The 20,161-nt window shown below is 33.8% G+C and carries 17 protein-coding genes (1 of these 17 only partly in view); 2 read left to right on the top strand and 15 right to left on the bottom strand.

From position 1 onward, the window contains the following. Positions 1-3: 3 nt before the first annotated feature. The 10 genes from coaE to KHA98_RS05505 all read right to left on the bottom strand — a co-directional run bounded on the left by coaE (position 4) and on the right by KHA98_RS05505 (position 9,549). Complete coding sequence (gene coaE, locus KHA98_RS05550; RefSeq protein ID WP_213256100.1) at positions 4-600, bottom strand: dephospho-CoA kinase; 597 nt, start codon at positions 598-600, stop codon at positions 4-6. A 1-nt stretch (position 601) separates the two neighbouring features. After that, on the bottom strand, positions 602-1,600 hold the full coding sequence (locus tag KHA98_RS05545) for a glycosyltransferase (RefSeq protein WP_213256098.1): 999 nt from the start codon (positions 1,598-1,600) through the stop codon (positions 602-604). Positions 1,601-1,722: 122 nt separating this feature from the next. Next, positions 1,723-2,913 carry an enoyl-ACP reductase FabV gene (gene fabV, locus KHA98_RS05540; protein ID WP_213256096.1) on the bottom strand — a complete coding sequence of 397 codons (1,191 nt, stop codon included), beginning with the start codon at positions 2,911-2,913 and terminating at the stop codon, positions 1,723-1,725. Between the two features lie 105 nt (positions 2,914-3,018). After that, positions 3,019-4,671, bottom strand: a complete 1,653-nt coding sequence (recN, locus tag KHA98_RS05535; protein WP_213256094.1) for a DNA repair protein RecN — start codon at positions 4,669-4,671, stop codon at positions 3,019-3,021. Positions 4,672-4,717: 46 nt separating this feature from the next. Continuing rightward, positions 4,718-5,602, bottom strand: coding sequence for a type IX secretion system protein PorD (gene porD, locus KHA98_RS05530; protein WP_213256092.1), 885 nt, complete (start codon positions 5,600-5,602; stop codon positions 4,718-4,720). Positions 5,603-5,665: 63 nt separating this feature from the next. After that, a complete protein-coding gene (gene coaBC / locus KHA98_RS05525; RefSeq protein ID WP_213256090.1) occupies positions 5,666-6,874 on the bottom strand; it encodes a bifunctional phosphopantothenoylcysteine decarboxylase/phosphopantothenate--cysteine ligase CoaBC in 1,209 nt (402 codons plus the stop codon). Positions 6,875-6,883: 9 nt separating this feature from the next. Continuing rightward, positions 6,884-7,201 (bottom strand): DNA-directed RNA polymerase subunit omega, encoded by a 318-nt coding sequence (locus KHA98_RS05520; RefSeq protein ID WP_008463064.1) that lies wholly within the window; start codon positions 7,199-7,201, stop codon positions 6,884-6,886. Positions 7,202-7,209: 8 nt separating this feature from the next. Next, positions 7,210-8,004, bottom strand: a complete 795-nt coding sequence (locus tag KHA98_RS05515; RefSeq protein ID WP_213256088.1) for an outer membrane protein assembly factor BamD — start codon at positions 8,002-8,004, stop codon at positions 7,210-7,212. 130 nt (positions 8,005-8,134) lie between these two features. Further along, the gene (gene dapA, locus KHA98_RS05510; protein ID WP_213256086.1) at positions 8,135-9,022 is read right to left on the bottom strand and encodes a 4-hydroxy-tetrahydrodipicolinate synthase; all 888 of its coding nucleotides are present in this window, start codon (positions 9,020-9,022) and stop codon (positions 8,135-8,137) included. A 14-nt stretch (positions 9,023-9,036) separates the two neighbouring features. Then, the gene (locus KHA98_RS05505; RefSeq protein WP_213256084.1) at positions 9,037-9,549 is read right to left on the bottom strand and encodes a DUF6913 domain-containing protein; all 513 of its coding nucleotides are present in this window, start codon (positions 9,547-9,549) and stop codon (positions 9,037-9,039) included. 47 nt (positions 9,550-9,596) lie between these two features. Here KHA98_RS05505 and KHA98_RS05500 point away from each other — a divergent pair, with 47 nt between their 5' ends. Next, positions 9,597-10,376 carry a 5'-nucleotidase C-terminal domain-containing protein gene (locus KHA98_RS05500; protein WP_213256082.1) on the top strand — a complete coding sequence of 260 codons (780 nt, stop codon included), beginning with the start codon at positions 9,597-9,599 and terminating at the stop codon, positions 10,374-10,376. Between the two features lie 53 nt (positions 10,377-10,429). Further along, positions 10,430-11,341, top strand: a complete 912-nt coding sequence (locus KHA98_RS05495) for a bifunctional metallophosphatase/5'-nucleotidase (protein WP_213256080.1) — start codon at positions 10,430-10,432, stop codon at positions 11,339-11,341. Here the strand turns inward: KHA98_RS05495 and KHA98_RS05490 are convergent. From KHA98_RS05490 to KHA98_RS05470, 5 genes are all read right to left on the bottom strand, one after another. Beyond that, entirely contained in the window at positions 11,327-12,022 is a 696-nt protein-coding gene (locus KHA98_RS05490; RefSeq protein WP_213256078.1) for a lysoplasmalogenase family protein, read from the bottom strand. The genes KHA98_RS05495 and KHA98_RS05490 overlap by 15 nt on opposite strands. Beyond that, entirely contained in the window at positions 12,009-14,015 is a 2,007-nt protein-coding gene (gene ligA / locus KHA98_RS05485) for an NAD-dependent DNA ligase LigA (protein WP_213256076.1), read from the bottom strand. Before ligA ends, KHA98_RS05490 begins: the two co-directional genes overlap by 14 nt. 245 nt (positions 14,016-14,260) lie before the next feature. Further along, on the bottom strand, positions 14,261-16,198 hold the full coding sequence (locus KHA98_RS05480; protein ID WP_213256074.1) for an OmpA family protein: 1,938 nt from the start codon (positions 16,196-16,198) through the stop codon (positions 14,261-14,263). Positions 16,199-16,209: 11 nt separating this feature from the next. After that, positions 16,210-17,142, bottom strand: a complete 933-nt coding sequence (locus KHA98_RS05475) for a PorP/SprF family type IX secretion system membrane protein (protein WP_213256072.1) — start codon at positions 17,140-17,142, stop codon at positions 16,210-16,212. A gap of 46 nt (positions 17,143-17,188) precedes the next feature. Beyond that, positions 17,189-20,161: the 3' portion of an Ig-like domain-containing protein gene (locus KHA98_RS05470; protein WP_455424126.1), read on the bottom strand. It continues 8,136 nt past the right edge of the window; only the last 2,973 of its 11,109 coding nucleotides appear in the window; its start codon lies off the right edge, out of view — the gene reads right to left on this strand; the stop codon is at positions 17,189-17,191.

Below are 20,161 nucleotides of genomic sequence, written 5' to 3'. Positions count from 1 at the left end.
CATTTAAGACTGATTTTGTTTTATATCTAAAATTTTAAGAATTTTAACAACTTCTTCTCTGGCAATTTTAAGATTAACGTTATTAATAATAAAATTACTTCGGGAAATACGATCTTCATCTTTCCATTGCATTTTCATTCTGCTTAAAACTTGTTCTTTTGTGGTATTATCTCGCTTTAAGACTCTCTCTATTCTGATTTCTTCCGGGGCAGTAACTGTTATAATCAGATCACAGTCTTTATAACGACCGCTTTCAAATAAAATTGCAGCTTCGTATATTACATATGGATTTGATTTATGTTGTTTTAACCATAATTCAAAATCCTCTTTTACTGCAGGATGAACTATTCCGTTTAACTGCGCTAATTTATCGGCATCATTAAATACAATTTCTGCCAGTTTAGCTCTGTTTAAAATATTATTTTCAAAAAGTGCTTCTCCAAAAACTTCTTTCACTTTTTTTATTACGTTGTCGGACTTCATTACGTTTCTGGCTCCATCATCTGCAATGTAAACAGGAACTCCCATTTCATTAAAATAACCGGCAACAGTTGTTTTACCGCTACCTATTCCGCCTGTTAAGCCTATAATTTTTGTCATCTTATATTTTAAAAAACATACGAGGAAAAGCCTCTTGCGGTTTTTTCTTTAAAAGAATAATTTTTACAAACGATTCTAAAAATCCCGTTCCGTAACCATAAAATTGTTTCCAAACTGCTATTACAGAAAAATATCCAATTTTGATACTCTTATTTTGTATACTAGCTGTAAGAAAAATAATAACGAAATATACAAAATATAATTGTAACAACAAATCAAAATTGATTATTAATAGTAAAAAAGCTAATAATAATCCCAATATAAAGAAAGTAGGAAAGAAAAAGGTTAATTTGTTATGCTCTGGATACCAGCTATTTAATATCGGACGAGCGATTCCGAATTTATGAACTTGTATTGAAAATTTCTCCCAGTCAATTCTGCGCTTATGATACACATAAGCTTCTGAAAACAAACGTGTTTCGAAACCTAAATTCCATAAACGTATAGACAAATCCGGATCTTCTCCAGGGTGAATATTACCAAATCCTTTTGATGCCAAAAAAGCTCTTTTTGAAATTCCCATATTGAAACTTCTTGGCTGGAATTTATTAATTTTTTCAGATCCTCCACGAATTCCACCAGTAGTAAGGAAAGAAGTCATGGCAAAATTTATTGCTTTTTGAATGTTTGAAAAACTATCCAATGCTTTATCAGGCCCACCAAAACAATCTACATATTCAGCATCAAGTGCTTTTCGCACTTCAGTCAAATAATTGGGCGGAATAATACAGTCTGAATCAAAAATGATATAGTAATCTCCTCTCGCCTTCTGCATTCCGAAATTTCTTGAATCACCCGGCCCTGAATTTTCTTTAAAATAATATGAAATATTCAATTTTCCCTGATAAGTCATTACAACATCTTTACACGGGATTGATGATCCATCTTCAACAAGAACAATTTCAAAAGCTTCATTATAATCAGATTTTGAGAGACTTTCCAAAAGTTCATCAACTTCATCAGGACGATTATACACGGGTATAATTAAAGAAAAAACCATAACAGAATATGCGGTATTAAAGTAGCAATTTATTAAATTTCAAAATTTTAACAAAGATAAGGTATATTCATAAAAAAACCATCAACTTTTGATTGATGGTTTTCATTTATCGTAATTGAGTATTATTTAATACTCTCTATGTTTACAACTTCATTTGCTTCTGCCTGATAATCAACTCCTGCAAACTCAAATCCGAATAAATTCAGGAAGTCATTTCTGTATCCAGCTAAATCTCCAATTTCCGGTAAAGTTTCAGTTGTTGCTTCTAACCAAAGTTTAGCTACTTTTTCCTGAACATCATCACGCATTTCCCAATCGTCAATTCTGATTCTTCCTTTTTCATCAACAGGAACATCAGCACCATTGTATAATCTGTCCTGGAATAAACGCTGGATTTGCTCGATACAACCTTCATGAATTCCTTCTTCTTTCATAATTTTATATAAAAGAGAAATATACAAAGGAATAACAGGAATTGCTGAACTAGCCTGAGTTACTAATGCTTTATTTACCGAAACATAAGCTTTACCACCAATAGCTTTAAGACTATCTGTAATTGTAAATGCTGTAGCTTCTAAATGATCTTTTGCACGACCAATAGTTCCTTTACGGTAAACTGCTTCTGTTAGTGATGGCCCGATATAAGAATAAGCAACTGTTGTTGCACCATCTGCTAATAGATTTTCATCTTTTAAAGCATCGATCCACATTGCCCAGTCTTCACCACCCATAACTGCAACTGTGTTATCAATATCTTCGTCATTTGCCGGAGCTATAGAAACCTCAGAAACTTTTCCTGTATGAAAATCAACTGTTTTATTTGTAAAAGTTTGTCCAATTGGCTTTAAAACTGAACGGTGTAAAACTCCCGTATTAGGATTTGTACGCACTGGTGAAGCCAAACTATAGATTACAAGATCTACCTGTCCTAAATCCGCTTTGATCAGGTCAAGTGTCTCTCTTTTAATTTCATTTGAAAAAGCATCTCCATTGATACTTTTTGCATATAGACCTGCTTTATGAGCTTCTGTTTCAAATGCAGCAGAATTATACCATCCCGGAGAAGCTGTTTTACCTTCAACTGGTGGTTTTTCAAAAAATACTCCAATAGTTGCAGCGTCAGATCCAAAAGCACTTGTAATTCTTGAAGCTAATCCAAAACCAGTTGAAGCTCCAATTACCAATACTTTTTTAGCACCAGCGATTGGTCCTTTTGATTTTATATACTCTATTTGATTTTTAACATTTTGCTCGGCTCCCTTTGGGTGGGCAGTCAAACAAATAAAGCCTCTCATTCTAGGTTCTATAATCATATTTTATTATTTTTTCGTTCCTTAATTAATCTTCACATACAGCGAATAATTAATTTATTTGCGTTTATTTATTTTGTTTTGAGATGACAAATATAAAGTATTTCTTTAGTTCAACAAGGCTTTGGCATGATTTAAAGCCGAATCTGAAACAACTGCACCAGATAACATTTGCGCAATTTCGATAACTCTTTCGTCCTGAGACAGAAGCTTTAATTCTGATTGTGTATCGTCTGCAATTGTAGACTTGAAAACTTTAAAATGAGAATCTCCTTTTGCTGCAATTTGCGGTAAATGTGTAATGGCAAAAATTTGCATTGTATTACTCATTTCTTTCATTATTTCTCCCATTCTGATTGCTATTTCTCCAGAAACACCTGTGTCAATCTCGTCAAAAATCAAGGTTGGAAGTTTTGAATATTGCGCCAAAATTGCTTTTACAGCCAGCATAATACGAGACATCTCTCCTCCTGAAGCCACTTTTTTAAGCAATCCAAAATCAGTTCCTTTATTGGCAGAAAACAAAAACTGTAATTCATCTTTACCATTTGAGAAATAAGTTTCTGACGGTAAAAGTTCAATATTAAATCGCACATTAGGCATTCCTAATGTTTCTAAAATTGAAATTAGTTTATTTGATAAAACAGGAATTGCATTCGCTCTGTTTTGATGAATTGTATTTGAGAATGTATTTAATTCAAGCTGTTTTTCTTCAATTAATTTAGACACAGAAGCAATTTCCTCCTCGATATTACCGAGTTCTAAAACTGTATTACTCAATTCTGCTTCAATTTGAATCAATTCATCTACAGAAGATACCTGATGTTTTTTCTGCAGATTGTAAATCAATTGCAATTTCTGACTAATCAATTCTAATTGCGCAGGATCATTCAATAACTTTTCTGAACAATTTTGCAATTCTTTAGAAACATCGTCAAATTCTATTGCCAGACTGGTTATCCTTTCAAACAAGCCTTGATATTCCACCGAAAACGGAGCAATTTTTTGTATTGAGGCTTTTATTTCATTCAGATTATGAAAAACACCAAACTGCTCTTCGTTTGCAATCGTTAGAGATTTATCGATTGATTCTTTTATAATTTCAACATTATTCAGCTTTTCAAAATCGGCTTCAAGTTCTTCTTGTTCGCCTGATTTTAATTTAGCAACAACCAATTCATTCAATAAAAATGTATTGTATTCCTGCTCTTTTCCTGAATCACTTTGTTTTTTCAACAAAGCATTCAGTTTTGATTTATCTGACTTATATGTTTTTAGTATTCTTTGATATTCTAAAATAGTCTCCGCATTATTTGCAATAGCATCGATTATCTTAAACTGGACACTTTCATCTGATAATTCCTGTGTTTGCTGTTGCGAATGAATATCAATCAAAAACAAACTTAGGTCTTGTAATTCCTGAAGATTTACCGGACTATCATTTATAAAAGCACGCGATTTTCCTGAAGGTAAAATTTCGCGTCTTATAATCGTTTCCTCTTCATAATCAAGATCGTTAGTCTCAAAAAACTCTTTCAGGTTGTATTTAGAAATTTCAAATTGCGCTTCAATAACACATTTCTCTTCTTTGTTTTTTAGCGAAGTTAAATCTGCTCTTTTACCCAAAACCAAGCCTAATGCACCTAAAATAATAGACTTACCTGCACCCGTTTCACCTGTAATTATAGAAAATCCTTTTGAAAAATCTATTGTAAGTTTTTCAATCAGAGCATAGTTTTTAATCGACAGTGAAGTAATCATAAAGCAAAAAGGGAAATAAAATTAATATATGAAAAGTAATTACAAATTAAAATTTAATCTGCGACCATTTTGTAGAGTTCAAAGGAGAAACTTTATTCAAAACATCTGTTAAATCTGTAATCGGAATACTCGGCCCTCCGGAGAAAATTGATGTAATCTCATCTGATTTGGCATCAAAAAATACTCTCGTTAGAAACGCATTTGGCTTAACCGAATTAAATTTACCAATAAGAAGTAAAGAAGATTTGATTTTTTCTTTTGCTGCTTTTAAATCTTCGCTCATTCGATCTAAACCCGAATGATATAAAAAAGTTACCTGACGCAAGTCGCTGTACATTGGCGAAATCATATCTGTAATTAAATAATAACGATTCTGGATTCCGTCTGACTGACTCCATCCTTTAAAACCACCTTGCTGGGCAACGTTGGCGATATTTTGTGCTGTTTCAAGATATTGATTCCCTGCTCCCATCTGAAAAGTATCTGCATCCATTCCGAGAATTAAATAACTGTAGAATGAAACTACTGAAACTAAATTTGATTCGTAAGTAGTTGGATTAAACAACAAAGGTTCATATTCCGTATATCTAAAACTAAAGTCTTTGTCATTATAATTCAAGACCGGTGAAGAATATGTAGAATTAAAAATCAATCTTGAAGACTGCACTTGTATTGTTCCGGAAAACTGATCTGAGTTATTTGAAGAAAGTGTAATATACATCGAGCAATTAATTCGCTCGTTCTGTTTTAAGACCGCTCCGTTCCAATCTGTTTTATTAACAAATTCAGATAATGAAGTTTGCAATGTTTTAAAAACTTGCTGATTTGGATTTGGAAGTCTTTCTGTATTAATAGTTACAATACAATTTAGCTGTTGTGCCTGTGCGAAGCCAAAAATTAAGAATGCTAAAAACGTCGCTATTTTATTCATAAAAATACAATTAGTGTTTGCAGTTAACGCATTAAAACATTTTTTCTGACACTTTATTATAATTTAGCCAAAATGCTCAATCACTTTTCTTAAAATATCAGTTGCAACTGCTTCTTTCGATTTTAGTTCCATTGGCTCGATATTAAAATTATTATCAATAAAAGTAACTTTATTGGTTTCTTTTTTAAAACCTGCACCTTCATCCTGTAAGGAATTTAGAACAATCAAATCTAAGTTTTTTTTCTGAATTTTCAACTTAGCATTTTCAATTTCATTTTGAGTCTCCAATGCAAATCCAATTAAAAACTGATTTTTTTTAATTGTTCCCAGTGAAGCTAATATATCTTTTGTCTTCTCTAATTCTATAGAAAACTCTTCAGCCGCTTTTTTAATCTTCTGTAAAGCAACGACTTTTGGTTTATAATCAGCCACTGCTGCCGCAGCGATCGCAACATCAACATCGCTGTAATATTGATGACAGGCATCATACATTTCCTGAGCTGATATAACATTTACCACTTCAATGGAACTGTTTTTTACTTTAAAATGAGTCGGACCGGCTACCAAAATTACTTCTGCGCCCAGTTTTGCTGCTTCGTTTGCAATATCAAAGCCCATTTTTCCGGAAGAATGATTCCCAATAAAACGCACAGGATCTATTGCTTCGTAAGTTGGGCCAGCGGTAATAAGTATTTTTTTTCCTTTTAGCGGTAATTTACTTTCTAAATCTGCCTCAAGAAAAGCAATAATATTTTCAGGCTCAGCCATTCGTCCTTCTCCGGACAAACCACTTGCCAGTTCACCACTTTCAGCAGGAATCATAATGTTGCCAAAATGTTTTAAATTATTAAAACTTTGTAAACTTGAAGGATGCTTATACATATCCAGATCCATTGCCGGAGCAAAATAAACGGGACATTTAGCCGATAAATAAGTCGCTATTAAAAGATTATCACTGTTTCCTGTCACCATTTTAGACAACGTATTTGCGGTTGCAGGAGCAATCAGCATCAAATCGGCCCAAAGTGCTAAATCAACATGATTATTCCAGACTGCATTTTCGTCGTCGGGATTAAAGAAACTTGAGTGTACAGGATTTTTTGATAACGTAGATAACGTAAGTGGAGTTACAAAATCCTTAGAAGCAGGTGTCATTATCACTTGGACATGTGCACCTGCTTTTATAAAAAGTCGTACTAATGAGGCTGTTTTATACGCTGCAATTCCACCAGAAACTCCCAGTAAAACTTTCTTACCGTTTAAAACTGACATTGTACTATATTATTTATTTGAACTTCTGTGGTATGTTTTACCATCTAACCATTCCTGCACTGCTAAAGCGTGTGGTTTTGGTAATTTTTCGTAAAATTTAGAAACTTCAATTTGCTCTTTATTTTCAAAAACTTCTTCAAGACTGTCATTATAAGTAGCAAACTCTTCTAATTTCTCAGTTAATTCTTTTTTAATTTCAGAATTAATTTGGTTTGCTCTTTTAGCCATAATGGTAATTGCCTCATACACATTTCCTGTTGGCTCTTCAATAACTGTTTTATTGTAAGTTATTGTGTTAACAGGAGCATTCGTCTTTTTTAAATCCATGACTTTTATTATTTAGTAAATTTTTGTAAATCTGTTTCAACTCTGGCATTCATTTCGTCTGCCTGTTTTTTATATTTCGTATCGCTTTTAAACTTTATTAAGTTTCCGTAAGCTACTTTAGCAACGTTTAAACGCTCTTCCATTTTTGAAGGAATACTGTTTATTGCCAATTGATATGCTGAATCATACTTGTAAAACAAGGCATCTTCTTTAAATGGCGTACCAGGAAAATCAGCGATAAAATTATCAAAAGCTACTAATGCTGATTTATAATCTGAAATAGTATTATATCCTTTTGCATTTTCGTATGCTTTTTTCTCCAGTTTTCCATTTAAAACTTTTACTGCCTCATTAGCCTGAGCAATATATTCAGAGTTTGGATAGTTATCAATAAATGCTTGTAATTTCTCTAAAGCTTTTACTGTATCTGCCTGATCTAAACTATAAACCGGTGCTAATTTTGAGTAACTGTAAGCTCCTAAAAATGCAGCTTCCTGTACTTTTTCACTTCGTGGATAACCTGAAACAAAACTTTCAAACTGATAACCAGCTAAATAATATTGTTTGGTTTTATAATACGACTGCGAAAACATGTAAAATAATTTCTCTGCCTGAGGTTTTCCTCTGTATGAAGACGCTAATTGTTCAAAAAGACGAATCGCTTTTGAATATTTACCAGCATCGTACATTTTTGTTGCCATTTCGAATTTTGCCGCAACATCTTCATTTTTTAATGCCTTCTGGTAATCACTACAAGAAAACAAAAGGACAACCACAATTAATAGAGATACTATTTTTTTCATTTTCTTACTTTATATTATGCTTTCACAGACTTTATGTCAATGAAAAATCACACCGAAGTTTCGGTGGCAAATTTAGTTATTAATTTAGCTATTGCAAAATATTTTTTCGTATAATAAAATACTGCTCTTTTTATACTTCTTTAATGCTGTTTTTTACAAACTCATTTAGTCTTGCTGCCAAAGAATCATCTACAGAAACTAATGGTAAACGAACTGTGTTATCAGCAATACCAAGGGCTTGGAACACTTGTTTAATTCCGGCAGGGTTTCCTTGCTCGAAAATCATATCGATACAATCTGATAAAAAGTATTGCGTTTTAAACGCTTCTGTTACTTTTTTATTCAGACCTAAACGAATCATTTCTGTAAATTCTTTTGGAAAACCTTGTCCGATAACAGAAATAACTCCTGCTCCACCCGCCAAAACAATCGGTAAAGCAATCATATCATCTCCAGAAATTACAAGAAAATCTTTTGGTGCATTTTTGATCAATTGTAAAGCTTGCGCCATATCACCAGCCGCTTCTTTTATTGCAACTACATTACTAAAATCATTTGCCAGACGAATTACTGTTGATGGCAACATATTGCTTGATGTTCTTCCCGGAACGTTATATAATATTACAGGTAGCGGAGATGCTTCGGCAATTGCCTTAAAGTGCTGATAAATTCCTTCCTGAGTTGGTTTGTTATAATAAGGAGAAACTGAAAGTATGGCCTCAAAAGCTGAAAAATCTCCAGTTTTTAATTCTTCAACCAATTGCATGGTATTATTTCCTCCTACACCAAGAACTAGAGGCAATCTTCCTTTATTTGTATCGATCACCGTCTTGATTACCAATTCTTTTTCAGATTGAGTCAATGTAGCATTTTCTGCCGTTGTACCCATAACAACAAGATATTCAACTCCTCCATCGATCGAAAAATTAACGATTCGCTGTAAAGCTTCAACATCTACTGAAAAATCTTTTTTAAATGGAGTTACAAGCGCAACACCTGTTCCTATTAATGATTGCATATTTTTATTATAATTTATTTTATTCTTTTTAAATACATAAACAGTTCTGAAATGAAAAGTTTATAATTCCCAATTGCCGTATCTATCATCAATCGGTTTAATCTATCGTCTACCGAAGAAAATCCTACCTTGAATTTTGCTTTTGACTTACTTGTAATCAGCATCAAAATTGGTTTTTCTTTTTCATAATAACTAATCAAAAGATCAAATTCTGTTTCTGTAAATTCATTCAAAAACACTTCGGTAATTTCACCGTTCCAATTAATCTGTTTTTTACCAAAAGTATACTCTGAGTACTCTTTTTTCTTCTCTATTTTATCTTTGTAAACAACAATTTTAATGTTCTTCGGGGCGATTCCGTGCGAAATCAATTCATTCATTAATTCTTTTGAATACGACGAATCACTTTCATCTATCAATAAACCAATTGTTTGCACATTACTTGTAAATACTTCGTTTTTGCTTATACGCAGGTTTTTTTTTAATGATTTTTTTACACAAAATTCCTTTATATAATTTAAAAACATAGTACTTTTGCCAGATTACAAAATTAATTATTTAAGTCGCATTTACGATGGTAAAACTAAAAAAGTATAACGTGTTTTTAAAACTTTTTGTTATATTCTTAACACTTTTTTTTATATTTTCCTGCAGCCCGAAAAATTACAATCTAACTAAGATTGAAGGAAAACAAATTCCAGTCACTGAAAAAGGAGCTGAAACTCCCGAAATCGAAAAATTTATTAAACCTTATCGCGATCATATTAATAAGGATCTTGATAGTGTTTTGGCCTATTGCCCGGAAACTCTTGATAAAAGTACAGGAAAATGGCAAACTACAATTGGCTGCTTACTTGCTGATGTTTGTGCAGAAAGAGGAAATCTTGTTTTTAAACCAAGAGAAAATAAGACGATTGATATGTGTCTTTTAAATCATGGTGGAATCCGTGCTATTTTGCCTAAGGGAAATGTGACTAGCAGAACTGCTTTTGAAATTATGCCTTTTGAAAATAACCTGGTTGTTATTGCTTTAAAAGGAGAACAGATTCAGGATATTGCTGCTTATATTATTAAGGAGAAAAAACCACAACCTTTGTCTGGAATGACTTTTACAATTACAAAAGAAAAAAAGGCAAAGAATATTTTAATTCAGGGAAAACCTCTTGATCTTAACAAAATCTATTACGTTGCAACAAATGATTATTTGGCAAATGGCGGTGACAGCATGAGTTTCTTTGCAAAAGGGGTTCAGAAATTTGATCTTAATTACAAACTTCGAAATGTATTGATTGATTACTTTAAACAGGTAGACACAATTCCGGTTCCTAAAGATATCAGAATTACTGAAGAATAATATTTCGAAAAGATAACATAATACTACTCGCGTTTACGCAAAAAAATATACCCATGAAAAGAAGAGAATTTATCGAGAAAACTGCAGCAAGTACAGCGCTTTTAAGTTTAGGCTTATCTTTAAGCAGTTTTGGAAATAATGATATTAAACACTTAACTATTTTACACACTAACGATGTTCATAGTCATATCGACCCGTTTCCGGCTGATGATCCTCGTAATGCAAATAAAGGTGGTGTGTCTCGTCGTGCAGCTCTTATTGAAACTATTCGCAAAGAAAATCCAAATGTTCTTTTACTGGATGCGGGTGACATTTTTCAGGGAACTCCATATTTTAATTACTACGGAGGTGAATTGGAGTTTAAATTGATGAGCATGATGAAATATGATGCTTCTGCAATTGGAAATCATGATTTTGACAATGGTGTTGAAGGTTTATACGCTCAGTTACCTCATGCAACTTTTGATTTTATCTGTTCTAATTATGACTTTAAAAATACGGTCATGAATGGACACGTAAAGCCTTATAAAATTTTCAACAAAAACGGAATTAAAGTTGGTGTTTTTGGTTTAGGAATTGAACTTAACGGTTTGGTTGATAAACAAATGTACAAGGAAACTGTTTATAATAATCCTGTTGAGATTGCGCAGGATATGACGCAAATACTTAGAAAAGAAGAGAAATGCGACTTAGTAGTTTGTCTTTCGCATTTGGGTTACAGTTACCGCGATGATGAATCAAAAATCTGTGACGTAAAATTGGCTGCATTAACGCAGGATATCGACTTGATTATTGGTGGTCATACGCATACATTTCTTGACAAACCGACGGTTTTAAAAAACAAGGCAGGACAAGATGTATTAGTAAATCAGGTGGGATGTTACGGAATAAATTTAGGCCGAATTGACTTTTATTTCGATAACAATAAAAACCATACTAATCAGGGTAAATCAATTATTGTATAATACTTTTTTCTGCAATTTAGCTTTTTCGAGAAAGTACTCGGCCATAAAGTAATAGGCCAATATTTGCGTTACATCACGAATGAGGACGAGTACAACTGAATAAGAAAAATATACATTGAATATATAGAAGATATCTGAAAATATATAACTCACGGCCATTAAAGACATTAGTAGCGCCAGATAAGTTCCTTTTGTGATATAGCTTACAAAGGAATAATAACTTAAAATACTTAATACGATCCCGTAGATAGTGTAGAGTAAATTAAATTTTTTCATGTTATCAAACTGTAGGCTTAGTACCGAAACCAGTAAGTAAACAATAAAAATTACTACTATAGAAATGGGGAGTATATCTTTTCTTCTTAATTTGATGCGTTCATGATCTATTATAAATAGTTTTATGATTAAGAGGTATACGATTAAAAAACTAACTACTCCTCCCATTTCAGATACCTCAACATCCATGAGGTCAAAAACCTGACCTACAAAACAAAAGATAAATATGAGTCCCTCTGTTTTTCCGATTCTAAAATCATTACTGATAATAAAATAAAAAAAGATAGCCGGCAGGACTACAGCTTTAGCATAAATTGCTAAAGCATCCTGCTTGATCCAGTCGAAAACAATTGTAAACAATAATGCTACAAAGAATAAAATCAACGATGGTTTATTCGCTTTCATTTAGTTTGTTTATAAAATCTACCTCTGATAATATCGGAATATTTAATTTACTTGCTTTTTCTAATTTAGCTGGTCCCATATTATCACCTGCAACTACAAAATCTGTTTTTGCGGAAATTGAGCTTCCTACTTTTCCGCCATTATCTTCTATAGTTTTCTTTAATTCGTCTCTTGAAAATTGACTAAAAACTCCTGAAACTACAAAAGTTTTTCCAATAAATTTCTCGGTAGCATTTGGGTTGATTTTTTCTTCTATTTCAAATTGAACTCCATAACTTTTTAAGCGTTCAATGATTCTTTTATTTTCTTCGTTCTCAAAAAATTCAATTACACTTTTGGCAATTCTCTCACCAATTTCATCCACTAAAACTAAATCCATTAAAGATGCCTGGCTTAATGCATCAATATTTTTGTAATGCTTAGCCAGTTTTTTGGCAACTGTTTCACCAACAAAACGGATTCCTAGTGCAAACAGTACGCTTTCAAACGGAATTTCTTTAGACTTTTCTACTCCTTTTACTAAGTTTTCTGCCGATTTTTGTGCCATTCTTTCTAATGGTAAAATATCTTCTACTTTCAACTCATAAAGATCGGCATAATTATGCACTAATCCGTTATTAAAAAGTAAGGCAACTGTTTCTCCTCCAAGTCCTTCAATATCCATTGCTTTTCTTGAAATATAATGCTGAATCCTTCCTATAATCTGCGGAGGACATCCGTAAAAATTAGGGCAATAATGGTTTGCTTCGCCTTCATTTCTAATTAGTTCTGTCTGACATTCCGGACAATGTGTGATGTATTGCGTCGGTTCTGAATTTTCAGGGCGTTGCTCTAAATCAACAGCAATAATCTTCGGAATAATTTCTCCTCCTTTTTCTACAAAAACGGTGTCATTGATTCTGATATCTAATTTCTCAATTTGATCGGCATTGTGTAAAGAAGCTCTTTTTACAATTGTTCCTGCCAATTGTACCGGCTCTAAATTGGCAACCGGAGTAATTGCTCCCGTACGCCCTACCTGATACGAAATTGATTTTAGTTTTGTTGAAACTTGTTCTGCCTTAAATTTATAGGCTATTGCCCAACGTGGCGATTTTGCAGTATATCCTAATTCTTCCTGATGCTGAATGCTGTTTACTTTTATAACAACTCCATCAGTTTCGTAAGGTAAATTATGACGGTGAGTATCCCAATAATCAATGAAATCAAAAACTTCACTCATACTATTGACTAATTTTGCTTCGGTTGGAACTTTAAATCCCCATTTCCTGGCAGATTCCAGTCCTTCAAACTGGGTCTTAAATGGCAGATTATTTCCGGTAACAAAATACAGCAAACATTCTAAAGGTCTTTTTGCAACCTCAGCACTATCCTGAAGTTTCAAACTTCCGGAAGCTGTATTTCTTGGATTTGAATATGGTGTTTCTCCTATTTCAATTAAATCCTGATTCATTTTTTCGAAACCGGCAAAAGGTAAAATTATTTCACCTCGAATATCAAATCTTTCAGGGTAATTCCCTTTTAATTTTAAAGGAACTGATTTTATTGTTTTAATATTGTTTGTAACCTCATCGCCCTGAAAACCATCACCACGTGTTAACGCCTGAACTAGTTTTCCGTTTTCGTAGGTAATACTGATTGAGGCTCCATCGTATTTTAATTCGCAGGTATATTGCAAATCCACATTTCCTAATACTTTCTGGATTCTGTTTTCCCAATCTAACAGATCTTCTTTCGAATAAGAATTATCCAAAGAATACATACGGGACTGATGCGGTATTGTTTTAAAGTTTTTTGTAACGGCTCCTCCTACTCGCTGCGTTGGAGAATGTTCATCAAAAAATTCCGGGTTTTTATCTTCTAAATCCTGAAGTTCTTTTAATTTAATATCGAAGTCATAGTCTGAAATTGTAGCGTTATCAAGTACATAATAATTGTAATTGTGCTGATTAAGTTCGTCGCGTAAAGATTGAATTGTCTCTTGAATACTCATAAGATATTAAAATAATGCAGATTGAAATTTAGAATAACTGAACATCAAAATTAGGATTATTTTTTCTCAAAAACATTAAAAAGTAAAAGTTTTAAAAAATCAAAAATCAAGTTGCAAAACAATGCAACTTGATTTTCTTCTTGTCCATTATTCTTGTAAAAGAATTAAACAAAACCAACTTCCAAATGGTTTCTAAATTTTACATTTTAATCTGATTATCAAATAATTAGACCGCAAATATAAAACTATTTTTGGATAATAATAAAGTCAGAACGTCTATTTAATAAATGCTCTTCTTCGGTACATTTTACACCATTTTTGCATTTATTGATTAATCTGCTTTCTCCGTACCCAATGGCACTTTCAATTCGTGATGGATCAATATTCTGCGAAATAATATAATCTCGTGTTGATTTTGCTCTATTATCTGAAAGTTTCAGGTTATAGGAATCTTTTCCTCTTGAATCTGTATGTGACTCAATTTTGATTCTAATATTTGGAAACTTTTGCATAATAAAAACAACTTTAGTTAATTCTTCGACTGCCAATGGCGTAATGTCGTATTTATCGTAATCAAAGTAAATTGGTTTTACATCTACTTTCTCTACTCCTTTTTTCTTCACAACCAAATCGTCATAATTGCTAAGTTCGAAGTTTACATCTTTGATTTCTCCATCGTTTTCCAAAGTGGTTTCTACAGTTTTTTCATCGCTGCTGTAATTTGGTTTTGCCGCTATCATTTTTACCATTTTACCACAAGGAACTACTACCGCATATTTCCCTTCATAATTTGTTTTGGTTTCGCCTAATACTTCACTATAAGAGTTGTAGGCCAAAATAGAAACATCTGTAAGTGGTAATCTCGTTTTACGATCGATTGCCATACCAGAAATACTTTGATTGCAAACTGGTTTTCCTTTTACAAAAGAATAGATATCATCATCTCCTTTTCCTCCGGCTCTGTTGGATGAAAAATATCCGTACGAATCTGTACTGTCAATTATAAAAGTAAAATCATCTTTGTTACTGTTTACCGGTTCTCCCAAATTTACAGGACTAGAAAAACTTCCGTCGGCCAAAAGATTACTTTCGTAAATATCTAAATCGCCATAACCATAATGACCGTCTGATGAGAAATAAAGTTTCCCATTTCGGAAATAAGGAAAAAGATCATTGCCAATAGTATTAATTTTTGATCCCAGATTCACCGGAGAACTCATCGTTCCGTCGGCTGCAATTTTTACATAATACAAATCGGTTTCACCAAATCCTCCTGGCATATCTGATGCAAAGAAAAGCCACTGACCGTCTTCACTTAAAGAAGGATGTCCTACAGAATAATCGTTGTTATCAAAGAAAACTGTTTTCGGATTCTCTAGTTTATTATTTACAATATCGCCTTTGATTATCTGAAAATTATTGGTTTTTGTTTCATCTATAACCAACTTATTCTTTTTAACGATGTTTGTTGAATAGTACATTGTTTTTCCACTGGCATCAAAAGAAGCTGTTGCTTCATGATATTTGGTCATTACATTAGGAAGAAACAAGCCTTCGTTAAACAAACTTCCATCTGCTGGATTTCTTTCTGCTAAATACAGATTCAGAAAAGGCTGATTGTTCCAGGTATACAATTTCTCGCTAAATTTTGTTGTATCTCTGGCAGATGTAAAAACAACTTTGTCCTGAAAAAATGTAGCTCCAAAATCAGATTTACTGGTATTGATATCAAGATTCTTAATTTTATAAAGCGATTTTGCTTTAGACAAGCTATCCATTGTTTTTTTCTGGGCAACATATCTGTTTACTTCGTTTTGATCTCCTTTTTTGGTAAGATACTCTTTTGTCATTTTATCTGCTATGTCATAATCCATAACGCCTTTTAGCGACTGAATATAACGTAAGTAGTAAATATCGGTTAAATTATTGTCCTGAACTTCGTATAGCTTTTTATACCATTTAAGTGCATTTCTGGAATCTGATATAAAATAATACGAGTCGGCTGCATTCTTTAACGTTTGTGCTGACGGATTTTTGATGTTCTGCAAGCATTCTTCATAAGCCTTTGAAGCCTCTACGTAAGAATAATTTCTAAACAGAGCATCCGCCTTTTTTAAATTAGTCTTTTGAGCAAAACTAAACGTAATGCTCAAGACTAAACTTAGGATATATAATTTTTTCATAGGTTTTAAATTTAGAAGAATCGAGGAGATTTAATTTTACTTTCACCCTTATTGAATTGATAGCGCAGAATGATTTCATGCGTTCCGTCATTGTATTTATTAAGATCACTTACGGTATAATCGAAAGCGTATCCTACATAAAAACTTTTGGATATTTGAAAACCTGCCAGTATGCTTACAGAATCATCTGTTCTGTAAGATGCACCAATTACAAATTTTTCAGCAATCATAAAATTCGCCGAGATATCTGCAGTAAGCGGGGCTCCACTAACTGCTTTTACTAAAAATGCCGGTTTGAATTTTAAATTCGGATTCAAATCAAAAACGTATCCTCCCATCAAATAATAATGCAAACGATCATAGTCTACAGATTCCTGAACATCATCATAATAATTGCTTTGGATAAAACTCGGGATAGATGCTCCTACATACCATTTATCGGTATAATAGTAAACCCCCGCTCCGACAGCTAATTTTGCCTGATTATCAATATTCTGATTCAACAATACATCATTTGGATCGTAATATCTTCCTTTTGACCAATCGACGTTTAACATTCTTACTCCGGCTTTTATACCGAAAGCTAATCTTTGTTCATATCCCAAAGGAATTGAATAAGCGAAGTTTCCGTCAAGGTAAAGTTCATTTGAAGGACCAATTTTGTCATTTACAACACTTAATCCTAAACCTATATTTTCATTACGAAGCGGCGACTGAACAGAGAATGATTGTGTTTCTGGTGCCCCGGAAATTCCAACCCATTGCGAACGGAATAAAACTGCTGCTTCTAATGTGCCGGCAGACCCAGCATAAGCTGGATTTACCGCCATTGTGTTGTACATATACTGCGTGTACTCCGGATCTTGTTGCGCATTTGCACAAAATGTGATAAAAGAACATATTAAGACGAAATATGTTTCTAATGATTTTATATATAGTTTCATAACGATACTTATTTAGTTTAATTAATTAGATGATTAACCTAGTTGCTTATCTCATAATAGATAACCATCCTTTTTTAACCGTTCCGTTTCCAATGTCTATCACATAAAAATAAGTACCTGTTGGCAACATATCTCCTCTATTAATTACTCCAGATACATTGGCAGTTCCGTTCCAATCATTTTCATAATTTTGTTTGCTATATACTAAAGCTCCATATCTGTTGTATACTTTCAACTCATTATTTGGATATGATTCAATACAGTCAATTCTAAACAGATCGTTTGAGCCATCGTTGTTTGGTGTGAACTCATTATATACTGTAAGACAAACCGGCTCAACAGAAACAGAAGCTGAGTTATTTGCTGCATCAACATCTAAAGGAGTTGAAATTTCAATAGTGGCAACATTTAAATAATCACCGGCTGGCAATACCTCAGCAACAATTGTTAACACGACACTTTGACCTGCATTTAGAGTTGGAATTGTCCAAAGCTGAGTGGCAGGATCATATACACCTGCTGTTGTGCTGGCGCTAACTAAGTCGTATCCGCTAGGTAATAAATCGCTTACTATAGTATTGATGAAGTTCCCTTCTCCAACATTATTTACTGTTACCGTAAATACAATCTGTTCTCCAAAATTCGGAGTAGGATTACTCACTGTGTTTGTGATGGTTAAATCAGAACAAGTTGCCACTGTAACATTCAGTGTTTTTGTTGTGGTTTCATCACAAGAATTAATGTAAGTAACTGATATTGTACCCGGTCCAACGTCTGACCATGAAACTGTTACATTTCCGTCGGCAGTTCCGCCTCCTGAAACAATTGTTCCGTTTGTAATTGACCAAACATAATTTGATTTACCATTTGCAACTGAATATGTTACTCCCTGGAAAACACATGGTGTATCATCACTGGTTGTAATAGGAACTAAAGCATCGTTTTCGAAGTTTATTGTTACTCCTAATCTTGTAGCGCTTTCACAACCATTTGTCGTGTTGTTAAGAGCTCCTGCATAATAAGTTGTAGCTGTAAGTTGTGTATTTGCTGCCAGTGGAGTTCCACCTGTTGCAGAAGAATACCAAACTACATTACTTTCGTTTACTAAGATATTAGCAAGTGTTGGCAATTTTGATAAACAGAATGTTTGTGCTGTTCTTGGTGTTGTTATAACTCCTGGTGTATTTACAGTTACTGCAACTGCTAAACGTACCGGATTTTCACAACCTGAAGCACTTGAAACAGCTCCATAATAAGTACCGTTTGCTAAGGCTGTCGTTGCAGGAAGCGCTGTTCCGCCAGTAGCTGTATTATACCAAACTACATTTGCTTCGTTTACCTGAATATTCGCTACAGTTGGCGCATTTAACGAACAGAAATCTTGTGTTGCATCTGTTGTCGTTGGTGTTGCAGCCGGATCTGAAACTGTTACTGTTACTTGTAAACGAGTTGCGCTTTCACATCCAGAAACAGGATCTACAATATTTCCATAATAAATTCCAGATGTTAATGCTGTTGTTGCAGGAATTGCTGTTCCGCCAGTAGCACTGCTAAACCAGCTTACTCCGCTTTCATTTACCTGAATACTTGCAACAGTTGGTGCAGCAGTTGAACAGAAGTTTTGTGCTGTACTATTTGTTGTTGGATTCGGTGCGTTACCAAGAGTAATCGTAACTTTTAGTCTAATACTGCTTTCGCAACCTGTTACGGCATCTTTTAATGCTGCAAAATAGTCTCCATTTGCCAAAGCAGTTGTCGAAGCAATTGCAGTTCCGCCAGTTGCTGCACTATACCAAACTACATTACTTTCGTTTACTTGTATATTAGCAACAGTTGGATTAGCTGCTGAACAGAAAACCTGCGCATTAGATGTTGTGGTTGGTGTTCCCGGATCACTAACATTTATCGTTACTGATAATCTTACCGCGCTTTCGCATCCTGAAACAGGATCTTTGATTACTGCAAAATAAGTTCCACTTGTTAGTACTGTTGTTGAAGCAATTACATTTCCTCCTGTCAAAGCATCATACCAAACGATATTAGCCTGATTAAACTGTACACTTGCAAATGTTGGTGCATTTACCAAACAGAAGTTTTGAGTTCCTCCTGTTACCAAAGTTGGTGTACCAGGATCAGTCACACTGATAGTGATTGCCAATCTAACATTACTTTCACAACCTGTTACCGGATCTTTTATCGCTGCATAATAGGTTCCTGTTGCTAATGTTGCTGTTGAAGGAATTAAATTTCCTCCAGTTAAAGCATCGTACCAAACAATATTTGTTGCAGGACTTACGTCGATACTTGCTACTGTTGGCGTATCTGCTAAACAGAAGTCTTGTGAAGTTTTAGTAATTACCGGCGTTCCTGGATCGGTTACGCTGATCGTGATTGCTAATCTAACATTGCTTTCACAACCTGTTACCGGATCTTTTATCGCTGCGTAATACGTTCCTGTTGTCAATGCAGTTGTTGACGGAATTAAGTTTCCTCCAGTTAAAGCATCGTACCAAACGATATTTGTTGCTGGACTTACGTCGATGCTTGCGAATGTTGGTGCATCAACTAAACAGAAATCTTGCGTTGTTTTAGTAATTACTGGCGTTCCAGGATCAGTTACACTAATAGTGATTGCTAATCTAACATTGCTTTCACAACCTGTTACCGGATCTTTTATCGCTGCATAATACGTTCCGCTTGTTAATGCGGTAGCAGATGGAATCAAGTTTCCTCCAGTTAAAGCATCGTACCAAACGATATTTGTTGCTGGACTTACGTCGATGCTTGCGAATGTTGGTGCATCTACTAAACATAGATCTTGAGATGTTTTAGTAATTACTGGCGTTCCAGGATCAGTCACACTGATAGTGATTGCCAATCTAACATTACTTTCACAACCTGTTACCGGATCTTTTATCGCTGCATAATACGTTCCGCTTGTTAATGCGGTAGCAGATGGAATCAAGTTTCCTCCAGTTAAAGCATCGTACCAAACGATATTTGTTGCTGGACTTACGTC

The organism is Flavobacterium branchiicola, assembly GCF_018383905.1.
Taxonomy (GTDB): domain Bacteria; phylum Bacteroidota; class Bacteroidia; order Flavobacteriales; family Flavobacteriaceae; genus Flavobacterium; species Flavobacterium branchiicola.
This window is presented reverse-complemented; position numbering and strand designations above follow the sequence as displayed.